Origin of the sequence: Dapis purpurea BLCC-M126, assembly GCF_050015975.1 — a bacterium.
In the GTDB taxonomy this organism is placed as follows: domain Bacteria; phylum Cyanobacteriota; class Cyanobacteriia; order Cyanobacteriales; family Microcoleaceae; genus Trichodesmium.
In genome coordinates, this window is sequence record NZ_JBNHER010000294.1 from 1 (window position 1) to 11722 (window position 11722).

General features: G+C 38.0%; 4 protein-coding genes and 1 tRNA gene. 1 reads left to right on the forward strand and 4 read right to left on the reverse strand.

Translation table 11 applies throughout. From position 1 onward, the window contains the following. Positions 1–270: 270 nt before the first annotated feature. On the reverse strand, positions 271–1797 hold the full coding sequence (locus ACP6PL_RS26805) for a protein kinase domain-containing protein (RefSeq protein WP_426548390.1): 1527 nt from the start codon (positions 1795–1797) through the stop codon (positions 271–273). 96 nt (positions 1798–1893) lie between these two features. Between ACP6PL_RS26805 and ACP6PL_RS26810 the strand changes: the two genes are divergently transcribed. Further along, positions 1894–1966: transfer RNA gene (locus ACP6PL_RS26810), tRNA-His, on the forward strand. Positions 1967–2375: 409 nt separating this feature from the next. On the opposite strand, the gene ACP6PL_RS26815 is transcribed toward ACP6PL_RS26810, so the two are convergent. From ACP6PL_RS26815 to ACP6PL_RS26825, 3 genes are all read right to left on the reverse strand, one after another. Continuing rightward, the gene (locus ACP6PL_RS26815; protein ID WP_426548391.1) at positions 2376–3539 is read right to left on the reverse strand and encodes a hybrid sensor histidine kinase/response regulator; all 1164 of its coding nucleotides are present in this window, start codon (positions 3537–3539) and stop codon (positions 2376–2378) included. Positions 3540–3973: 434 nt separating this feature from the next. Then, complete coding sequence (locus ACP6PL_RS26820) at positions 3974–6382, reverse strand: response regulator (protein WP_426548392.1); 2409 nt, start codon at positions 6380–6382, stop codon at positions 3974–3976. A gap of 787 nt (positions 6383–7169) precedes the next feature. Continuing rightward, positions 7170–11513 (reverse strand): PAS domain S-box protein, encoded by a 4344-nt coding sequence (locus ACP6PL_RS26825; protein ID WP_426548393.1) that lies wholly within the window; start codon positions 11511–11513, stop codon positions 7170–7172. Between the last annotated feature and the right edge of the window lie 209 nt (positions 11514–11722).

Sequence of the window (11722 nt, forward strand, 5' to 3'; positions counted from 1 at the left end):
TGATGCCTTCGGTTGGTTCAACCACTGTGGTCTATTTACCTGAAAAATGCTGTAAGAAAAAATAAATTCTTCAAATATCGGTTTTTTTCTTTTCTGATTGATAGCTAAACTTCCCCATAAAATTCTTTCAGCTAATATCATGTCCGCTTAATTAGTTATAAAAAAAAAATTTCCTCCTCTTCTTCTCCCTCCTGACTCCTGACTCCTGACTCCTCCCCAATTATTTATAACTGTTCATCCGGACATCATATAAAAGCTAAAACCTACTAACTACAACAAACATTTATCCAATTTTTTCGCCATCGCCTCAGCATGAATCCACCATTTTTGACCTCCTGACCAAATTCTTGAAGGTAAATGACCAACTGGTGCCCAATTTCTAAACTTAAACCCTTGATGACGAAAGTGCATATTATAAGTCAACCAACCAACCTGAATACAAAATTTTCCATAGTCTTCATCCACATTTTCATAAATCTGTTTTTGCACGCTAAACCCAAATTTTTCCCTACTATATTTCACCCAGAGGCGATCTATAGTTAGCAAATCTTCACAAGGCAAATTATCAATATCATCCCGAAAAAAATAACTTTTTCTCCTCTTTCCTAAAGCATCACATAAAACTCCCCAAGTTTCCATATCTGCTTCCCGCCACTTTTGCACTGTCAACAAATACTGCAATTTCCGATACTCTACTCCCACTGCCGAAATTAGTTCATTTTCATCCAGTGTCATAATTTGTGGAATAAACCTCCCAACTAAACTATGCACCGATGGCAACAGAGGTAACTTTTGATTTGCCCGCGCCAAAGACTCTATATTTTTTACAGGTTGTCTGACAATATTAGAGCGAGACTCCAATGCTTCCAAAACTTGTTCGGCTGTCTGATAGCGTTGAGTCACAGAATTTTGCAACAACTTATCTAATATATTGCCGAGACGTTGACTGACACTACCCCCACTCGGCAAAAAATCTCGCCATCTCCAAGAGTCATTGATAACATCGAACATATCCCAAGGTGCAACATCCGTCAGTAAATAAATGCAAGTGACACCCAAACTAAATAAGTCACTTGCTGGCAATGCTTTCCCCCTAGTTTGCTCCGGTGCCATATATTCGGGACTTCCAATAATAGTGCCCGTGCGAATTAAAGCTGTACCTGTCAACAACTTCGCTACGCCAAAATCAATTAATACAATTTTCCCTACTTTTCCTAATTTTTCCAGTTGATTTTCTCCGGGTAGGTGGGGTGGTTTTTGATAGTTAATAGCTGGGGAAGTACGACGAATAATATTTTCTGGTTTTATATCTCGGTGAATAATTTGATGCTGATGAATAAACCTCAATATTGGCAGTAACTCTCGTAAAAGTTGCCATATTTGTTCTTCGCTGAAGAGACCTTGTTGTTGTAATTCTTGCTCTAATGTCAGACCTTGAATATATTCTTGAACTAAATATAAATTTTGATTGTATTGGAAATGAGCTAAAAGTAGAGGAATTTGTGGATTTTGCCCCAACTGTGATAAACGCATTACCTCCCGCCGAAATAGTCTGGCTGTTGTTTGATGGCTTTCGGGGTCGAGAGTGGGAAATGATATTTGCTTAAGAATACACGGAAGCTTCAAAGGATGTTGTTCATCTATGGCCAAAAATGTTTTGCCAAAACCTCCCTGACCAAATTTTTTCAGGATACGATAGCGCCTCTGGAGAATTAGGGGAGAGTTGCAACTCTGGCAATAGCTTGCAGTATCTGGGTTTTCTGGTTTGGGGCATTGGGAATTAACGCAATAACTCATTGATGGGGAAGTTTTAGATTTTATATTTTTGTCAAGGGGGTTTACAAATATGATTTGGTAGTGCTATATTAATAAACTGTAAGAAAAATATATATGGCGAGCGTGGCCAAGTGGTTAAGGCAGTGGTTTGTGGTTCCACCATTCGTGGGTTCGAGTCCCATCGTTCGCCCTTTTAATATTCCTGAAGTTATGGAATTCTCACCAAACGACTCATAGTGGAACCGTTAGTTTCACTCACTTTTCTCTCAGTTGAGTATAGCATGAGGGGACGATTGAGATTAAGATGCGTTTGCCAAGAGGGAATTCCTCTCTATATAAGCTTTTAACTAGGACTTGCCCTCAAAAGTCTTTTTGCTAAGGCAGGGAGTAGGCAGTAGGGAGTAGTGAAAACTCAAGAAGAATCAGGAGTTGTAGAAGACTTACAAAGGAAAAATTATCTCTTAACTTGGGTGCCCCTACCAAACCCAAGATACTCACTTTTTTAGCCTGATCAGGCTAAAATATGGTACTTTTTCACCACTTAAAAAACCTAAAACCTTTATCTGTAAATCCTTTGATATTTAATCAGCAAACCCTAACTAGCTTGTCACCTCCTGAACCCCGGGCAACTCAATCTGAATAATGGTTTCTTTTTGGTAGGTACTGAAAATCAACATTTTCCCCCGATACAAATCAATGATCTTCTGAGCAATCTTCAATCCCAAACCAACACCCTGCTGTTCATAATTATAACGTTCAAATTGCATGAATGCCCCTATTTTATCAATTTGGTCTTGAGTCATTCCCCTTCCACAGTCACTAATATTAAGTTGAAATACCTCATCTACAACTTGACCATAGATTTTTACAGGAGTTTGAGGCTCAGAAAACTTAAAAGCATTGTCTAACAACTCATCAATTAACCACTGAAGATGCTGAGAAGTAAGCCTAATCGTAGCAGCTTGAATTTCCATAGTTAAATCGTTGAAACGATCGAAAGCTTTAGCTTGGGCAGGTGCAATCTCTGAAATAAAGGATGTGTGGGTTTCAGCCTCCTGCAGATCGATATCTGAAGTCTGATCGTCTAGGGATTTGTGAGCTTGTAACTCCAAGTAAAGATAAGTTAGGAATTTTTGGGTCACCTTTTCCAAGCGTTTTGCCGATGTTGTGCCAATATTGATAATCTCTTGAATCTCTTCAGTATCCATGTCATCAAGATAACTATCGAGCAAAAGAAAACTGGACAAAATACCATTTAAAGGAGTGTTCAACTCATGGGATAAACTTCTAGCAAGATTGCCGCGCAACTCAGTCAAACTACTCTCTAGCAATTGGATAGTGCTTTGCTGCAGTCTAGACCAGTTTTGAATCTTGTCGTATTGTTGTTTGATCCGTACCATAGAATGAACCCTAGCACGCAATTCAAGACTATTAACAGGTTTACTGATAAAGTCATCAGCACCAGCAGCTAGGCAGCGAGCCAAGTCTTCTTTAGAAGTTAAAGCGGTAATCATAATTATCGGCACAGCCTGCCATTCTGGCATTGCTTTAATTTGGCGACAGACTTCTATACCATCTATCTCGGGCATCATCACATCTAGCAAAATTAGATCAGGGTGAAAATAAATGCCTAGAGAGTCAATAGCATCTTGACCACTCGGTGAATAACTTAACTCGTAGTCTTGATTTAGGAATAAGCCTTCGATCACATCAAAATTTTCAGGTTCATCATCGACTACAAGAATTGAAATACTATTTTTCATTAAATTATTTTCCTTGTTAAAAATCCGGGTTGAAACCGTTGGTGATTTTGGCTATGATTCTGCTTTAATGGAGATAATGCTTCACATCACTACCACAACCGTCTAACTATTAAGTAAAAAGCATTTTGTCAAAATAATTGGGTCGCGCAACCCCGCCTCGATCAGCGAAACGTTTTTGGATCGTTGCTCCAATCCCGATTACAAAAACAACTTCTGACTGTGTTATATCATGTTCGGTTGAATACTGATAAATCATGATTGAAGGAGTCAGGAGTCAGGAGTCAGGAGTCAGGAGGGAAAGAGTAAATTTAGAATGAATCAGGTTTATTATAACTAATTATCCGAATATGATATTAAGTGTATTTTACATTCTGAGGTTCCCTCATAATTACACACTCGCTTCTGACTTATAACTTCGTTAAATTTAGGCCAATCTATATTTTATAGCTTAACTCAGCAACGCTCAAATTTTTTTCAATTATAGTTGCTAGTTGCTTCAACCTCACAGGCTTAGTAAAATAATCTGTAGCCCCTGCAGCTAAACATTTTTCTCGATCGCCATCCATGGCCAAACCAGTGAGGGCAATAATGGGAGTATTTTTCAAAGCTAAATCCTGACGAATTTGCTTCATAGCTTCTAGACCATCTAATTTTGGCATCTGAATATCCATCAAGATTAAGTCTGGATGTTCAGACTTTGCTATATTAATCGCTTCTTCTCCATTATTAGCAATTAGAATCTTGTATCCCTTGATTTTCAGATAGCTAGAAATTGTTTTAATATTGGACAAATTATCCTCTGCTAGCAAGATACATAAAGGGACAATGGGTGGCTCGGAAGTTACTTGGGTAGGAGGAGTAATAGAATCTGTTGGTAATGTGGGAGTAGATGACCCCAGCGGTAAATCATCACAGGGTAGATCGAACCAAAAGTGACTGCCCACCCCTTCTTCACTTATCACTCCGACCTTTCCCCCATGCAATTCCACAATTTGTTTGACTAAAGACAGACCCAAACCTGTACCTGAATATTTACGGTTTAAAGCACTATCGATCTGAACAAAGGATTGAAACAACTTCCCGATATTTTTCTGACTAATACCAATTCCGCTATCAATAACAGAAAATCTGATCCATGTCTGACTGCAGTTGGGAGATGATTCTGTATTAGCAGAATTTAATTCAGAAGCCTCTTGTTTTGAGGTAACTTTTAAGGTGACAGAGCCTTCTGCTGGGGTAAATTTAATGGCATTGTTGAGTAAGTTAATTAAAACTTTAACAATTCGTTGTTTATCAATAATCAGGTCAGGCAAATTGGGGGTGATTTGCAGATGGGTTTGAATTTGTTTGTTGAAAGTCTGCTGTCTAACTAAAACCAGGCTATTTTCACAAAGATCGTTGATTTTAGTTTGTTTGGGCTGCAGTTTTATTTGACCAGACTCAATCCTGGTCACGTCGATAATGTCATTAATTAGTTGCAACAGGTGATTTCCATTTCTGTCAATAACCTGTATAGCATCTTTTTGATTCTCATTGATTTCTCCATGTAATTTGTCTAAAAGTGCTTCACTCATGCCCAATATAGCATTGAGAGGAGTTCGGAGTTCGTGGCTAATTGTTGCTAGAAATTCATTTTTAAGCTTTGTAGCATGGGCTAATTCAACATTAGTTCGTTGTAATTCGGCTTCAGCTAGCTTTCGAGTGCTCACATCAATATTAATACCAACCATGCGTTGGGGTTCATCCTGATCGTTTTTTTCCACAATACCATGAGCTTCGATCCAGCGAATTGAGCCATCGGGAACAATTATTCGGAAAACAGTGTGAAAATCCTTTTCTCCTTGGATTGACTGGGAGAGTAATTCCTTTGTCTGGGGAGCGTCCTCTGGATGTAAGGACTGTTTCCACAGGTCAACTTTATTTGTCAAGCTGGATGATTTGACACCGTATATTTCACACATATGATCATCCCAACTTAGCTGATCTTGAAGAATATCCCAGTCCCAGACCCCTATTTTAGCAGCACTGGTGGCTAATTCCAAGCGTTCCTTTGTGTTTAGCAATTTGAGTTTGGCTTGTTCGAGTTGATATAACACTTCTTTTAACTCGTTGGCTTGAGTTCGGGAGTTAACCTCAGATACTTGTAACTGTTGATACTGTATTGTTACCAAATGATCGGCTTTTTTAACAAAGAGGAAGAGGGTAGCATAAACTATTGTCAGGATCGCCAGACTACCTAGTGAAAGATTTTTCTGGGTTTGGTTAATATGTTGCAATAAGGGAGTAATGTCAGTATAAAGCTCAAATACCCCAATAATATCTTTGTTGTTGCCATTGGCATACATTGGAATGTAGCTGGACAAGAGGTCACGATTTTCTAGGTTACTGTGTAATGCTTTGAAGGTATCTCTATGCCCCAGTTGACTGGATACTTCACCAGACTTAGCCAATAAAAAACCAGATGATTTGCTTTTATCTTGTCCTATTTCTAAAAAGTTAGTAGAAAAAACAGTACGTCCCTGTAAGTCATAAATTTTAACTTTGAGAATGGATAAGCCTTCTAATTTTTCGATAACAATTTCATTGATCTGACGAGTTTTAGAATGTGCTGCCAGTTCTTCATTACTAAAAGTCTGGGTTGAGGACAAAAAAGTCCCGTATTCTTGGCTTATTGTATTGGCCAAAAACTGTGTCAGCATCACATTGTTCTGTTCCGTTAACATCAGCAGATTAGATACTACTTGGTGACGATACAAAACTGAAAGTAGAGTAATACCTAGACTAAATGCAGTGAGGCTCACTATCGAAAAGTTTCGGACAAGTTGAAAGGATCGTTTAATCATAGTAATATTTGTGAATGTTTCTTATCGTTGAAACCCACATTCCGCACGTCAAGTTGTAACATTAAAAGTAGTATAAACAACTGTAGGTTGGTAGATATTTATACTATATATATCCTGCATTTGACCTTTCTGAGAAGTCATACGAGCGGGAAATATTAAGCATAAATACTCAATTAGATCATGTCCGGTAGCATTGGTATTGTATAGAGAAGTTAAGGAAGAAGGAAGAAGGAAGAAGGAAGAAGCTTTAAGAGAAGAAAAAACCTTAAATACGGTGGATATTTTCCCGGCACGATACCAACGGACATGATATTACTTATTCCTCTTGACCACTATAATTATCTCCTGTCTCCTGTCTCCTGTTTCCTGTCTCCTATTGTTGATACTACATTTTGTCGTGCAGAATATAAGTTGAAAGATTTATTGGGTAGGGGAAGACTTATGCACAAACTTGGTTTTTGAACTAAAGTTAGTAAACTAAAAGCCTTAAATATGGGTGAAAAAGTGAGTTTTTTTATTGGAATGCCTAACTCCTATTGGGTGAGTTTACACAATTCAGGATAACATTTTATTTTATATCAAATCCGGTTAATTGCACATAGAATCTGGTCATAGGATATGTGTTGATAATTTTTTCAATTACTTTAATAGATATATCGCTAAATTCCCCACCGGAGAGTGTCTACGGGTTTGTCTCTATCTCCCCATCTCCCCATCTCCCCATCCCCCCAACCCCCCAACCATATAATAAGTATTCAACCGGATTTGATATTAGGGGAATTTTGATTTATTTATGGGAATTAAGGACTATTTTTTCAATCATCGTTGTCAATTCCCTCAACCTAATAGGCTTACTAATATAATCCGTAGCCCCTGCATCTAGGCACTTTTTTTGATCTCCAGCCATGGCTAAAGCCGTGATCGCAATAATAGGGATATCTTTGATCGCGGAATCCTGACGAATTTGCCTCATAGCTTCTAGACCATCTAATTTTGGCATCTGAATATCCATCAAGATTAAGTCTGGATGTTCAGACTTGGCCATATTAATCGCTTCTTCTCCATTATGGGCAGTTCTTACCTGATATCCCTTGACTGCCAGATAGCCAGAAATTGTTTTGATATTGGACAAGTTATCCTCTGCTAGCAAGATGCGACAAGGGGTCAAAGGTGAATTAGAAGTTATTTGGGTAGAAGCAACAGAATCTCTAGATAAGTTGGGAGTAGAAGACTTTAACAGTAAATTATTACAGGGTAGATCAAACCAAAAGTGACTACCCGCCCCTTCTTTACTTGTTACTCCTGAGTTGCCCCCATGCAACTGTATAATCTGTTTCACTAGAGACAGACCTAAACCCGTCCCTGAATATTGGCGGTTTAAAGCACTGTCGATCTGAACAAAGGGTTGAAACAACTTCTCTATATTTTTTTGACTAATGCCAATTCCGGTATCAATGACAGAAAATCTGATCCATGTCTGACTGCTATTTGCAGATGCTTCAGTGCTAGACAAATTTTCTTGATTAGCTTCTGCTTCTACAGTGATTTGAGTAATTTGCAGGGTAATAGAGCCTTCCTCTGGCGTAAATTTAACAGCATTGTTGAGTAAATTAATCAACACCTGACAGATACGGCGTTCGTCAATGATCAGATCAGGTAGAGAGGGGGGGATTTGCATATGGGTTTGAATTCGTTTTTTGAAAGCTTGCTGTTTGATAAAAATCATACTATCTTGGCAAAGTTTCTTGATATTAGTCGGCTCACAATTCAGTGTTACTTGCTTCGACTCAATCTTAGACAGGTCGAGAATATCATTAATTAGTTGCAACAGGTGTGTTCCACTTTGACCAATAGTCTTGAGGGCATCTTTTTGGCGGTCATTTACGTCTCCATAGAGTTGTTCCTGAAGCGTTTCGGTCATTCCCAAAATAGCATTGAGAGGAGTACGAAGTTCATGGCTCATATTTGCTAAAAATTCATCTTTGAGCTTAGTGGCACGGGCTAATTTCTTATTGGTGCGTTGTAGTTTTACTTCAGCAGCTTTGCTAAGGCTAATGTCAAACATAGTAGAGCGGGTCATTATGAAGTTACCTGCATTATCTTTAATCGCGATGGTATTTACACTAAACCAGCGAATCGATCCATCTCCTGTAATTATCTGATATTCCTGGCGATCAAGGGCGCCTTTTGTCTTAAACTGGTTGAAATTTTGCCAAAAAATCTCTTGACTTTCTGGGGTGAGGAAATCGACAAATCTCTTTTTACCTAAAACTTTTGTGCGATTACAACCCAACCATTTTAGTTCCGTGTCATTGATCCGTACATAGGTTGCTGATGCATCCAGGGAGTGATATCCACAAGGAGCTTTATTGTAGAGGTCTTCAACTTCGCGACTATATCGTTGCAAAGCTAATTCGGCTTGTCTGCGCTCTGTAACATCTTGGCAAACACAAATTATCAGATTGTTTTCTAAGAGGGTCAAGGAAAGTTGTTCATTCAAGATACTACCATCTTTACGAAAGGCAGTTATTTCTCCCTGCCAAGAATGATTTTGTTTTAATAGTTGAAAAAATTCTTGATCAAATTTTTCTAAGTGCCAAGAATTATCTTGTTTTAATAGTTGAAAAAATTCTCGATCGTATTTTTCTAACTCCTCAGCAGAATGGATTATTTTCCAGCTTTTGCCCAGCAATTCTTCTTGACTATCATAGCCAAACATTTCAATATAGGAAGGGTTTACATATTGGTAAAGACCATCCTTGATAATCGCGATTCCATCCACTGCAGCTTCAATACTTGCCAGCTGTTGCTTTACGTTGGCTTCGGCTTGTTTTTTTTCGGTAATATCAAAGCCGATGACTAAGTATTGATAGGGTTTGCCCCAGTCATCCAAAAAAGGGGTGATCGTACTATAAACCCAATAGACATCCCCATTTTTAGCTTGATTACAAATTTCACCTTGCCACACTTTACCATTTGTAATAGTTTCCCATAAATTCTCGAAAAAGCTAAGAGAATGCAAAACTGAATTCACAAGCTTATGGGTTTGGCCAAGCAATTCTGATCGGGAATAGCCAGAGATTTCACAAAATTTGTCATTAGTATAAGTAATAATACCTTTGGCATCTGCAATCGTGAAGATCCCTGATTTATTAAGGGCTTCTTTAAAGTTTGAGACTTCTTGAATTAGTTGGCGACGCTCAGACTCTATTACTTTGTGTTGTGTAATATCCCGGAATATACCACGACTTATTTTGGGACAATTACTTTCTTCAAAAGTAATGCTACCTTCAACGATAATTTCCTTTTGAGCTTTGCTAATAAATCTCAACTCAATACTATCAGTTTGAGCAACTCCTTGTTGTATTTTCTTAGTCAAATCTAGCCAGGTTTTGTAGCAACCTGGATGAAGAATATCGAAGATTTTTAGGGTTGCAACTTCTTTTGATGAATAACCTAGAATTTCTTGCCAAGATTTGTTAACATATTCAAACTTACCATCTTCTATCCGAACCGTATGAATTAAGTTGTTAGCATTATCAAATACCTCCTGCAATTGTTGAAGTAAATTTTTCTGGTAAATGGCATAGTTAATTGAGCGGACTAAATTATCCTGATAAATTTGACCTTTGACTAAATAATCTTGGGCACCTCTATCCATAGCAGCTACAGCAAGATTATGATTATTTAGGTTAGTTAAGATAATAATTGCCACTGTAGGCGCAGCAAGTTCAACAGCTTGCAGAGTAGCTAAACCTTGACTATCTGGTAGGTTTAGATTAAGGATGATAACATCTGGCTTATAGTTTTCGAGGTGGATGAGAGCTGTCTCTAACAGATAAAAACATATAAGATTGAAAGACCCATCCTTGCTTAAAAACTCCTCGATCATATCAATATCATCAGAATTATCTTCAACTACCACAACTTCAGTTTGGTAGTTATCGCTCTTATATTGTGCTTTGGTGCTTTGAAGTTTTTTCTGGATTTGTGCTAAGATACTATTCTTAGGTGAGACTATATTCTGGTTGAGATTTAATAATAGACTATCGCTTGCCTGTAGTTGCTCTTCAACTTTCTGGCGTTGAACAAATTCTTCTTGGAGTTCACTCTTTAAAGTTTTGACTTCTGTTTCTAGCTTATTAGATCGACTTTCTAGTAAAGCTACTTTTTCTGCTTCCAAGCTCACTACCTTAGATTGTAAAACTTCTGCTAACTTATAAATTTCTACAGGGTTGATAGCTCTTAGCAAGCTGCTTTCTGTCACAATCCCGAGTAGCTGACTATTCTGCCCTGTCACCATCACCTGACTGATGTTTTTTCGTTGCATCAACTGCTGTACTGACCACAGTGAGTCCTCTGGATTAACTGTAAACACAGGGGTACTCATCACTATTTCAACCTTGTAATCTGCCAAATGCAACTCTAATGCTTGAAATTGGACGATATCTCCCTCCGTTATTATGCCCAGAGGGATTAGAAAATCAACATTACCAGAAAGTGCAGAAGTTTTCTGATTGTTAGATTCTACGATGATAACAGAACTAACTTTGTGGTTAAACATCTTCTCGGCGATATCTAACAGGGAGCAGTCTGGTTTGGCACAGACTAGTTTATCTGTCATTACTTCTGCAACAAGCCGTAGTTGCATCAGTTCGAAGGGTTGGGAACACAGGCGCAAACTGCTATGGGTTAATATTCCTAGCAACTGGTCTTGATCATCAAGAACAGGTAGGTGGCGAATATCGTGTTTCTGGATTAAATTGATTATTAAAAATAAGTTAGCAAGCTCAGACTCTTTCACAGTCAAAACAGGAGAACTCATTGCCTCTCTCATAACCAAGGTATCAAGGTTAAATTTCTGGATACTCAGGCGCACTATATCCCGCTCGGTTAGAATACCCACTACTTTCGCCTCTTCTATCACTATTACACAGCTAGCCCGTGCTTGCCTGTGCAGACTATCTATGTTATTATTGTTAATCTTAGTAGTGCTGCATAATGAATCCATATTGCTCATCTCAGTAATAGCCTCACTAACTTTTATATCTGGAGACACCACTAAGGGATTCTTGACGATCGCTGACTTAATTATTATATCTAAAGAATTATCAGAAATAGGAGATAACATGAAACTCAAGCTTTTTATTTATTATATTTTGGCTTTTCTGGGTATTGCTGAATTCTGGATGTCACAAATAGTTTCAAACTTTAGATGTGAAATAATTTCCTGAAATTACTGTATTGTCAAAGTTTTGAGTCTATAAAATCTTACCCAATTATTTATTAAATAATTCTGGTTTAAAGCCTCCCCTTTTACAGTGCTTTTCAGTTGAGTAG

Excerpts from the sequence above, each read along its gene's own strand:
- ACP6PL_RS26820 (WP_426548392.1), bottom strand. The coding sequence starts at position 6,382 with ATGATTAAACGATCCTTTCAACTTGTCCGAAACTTTTCGATAGTGAGC.
- ACP6PL_RS26825 (WP_426548393.1), bottom strand. The coding sequence starts at position 11,513 with ATGTTATCTCCTATTTCTGATAATTCTTTAGATATAATAATTAAGTCA.
- ACP6PL_RS26805 (WP_426548390.1), bottom strand. The coding sequence starts at position 1,797 with ATGAGTTATTGCGTTAATTCCCAATGCCCCAAACCAGAAAACCCAGAT.
- ACP6PL_RS26815 (WP_426548391.1), bottom strand. The coding sequence starts at position 3,539 with ATGAAAAATAGTATTTCAATTCTTGTAGTCGATGATGAACCTGAAAAT.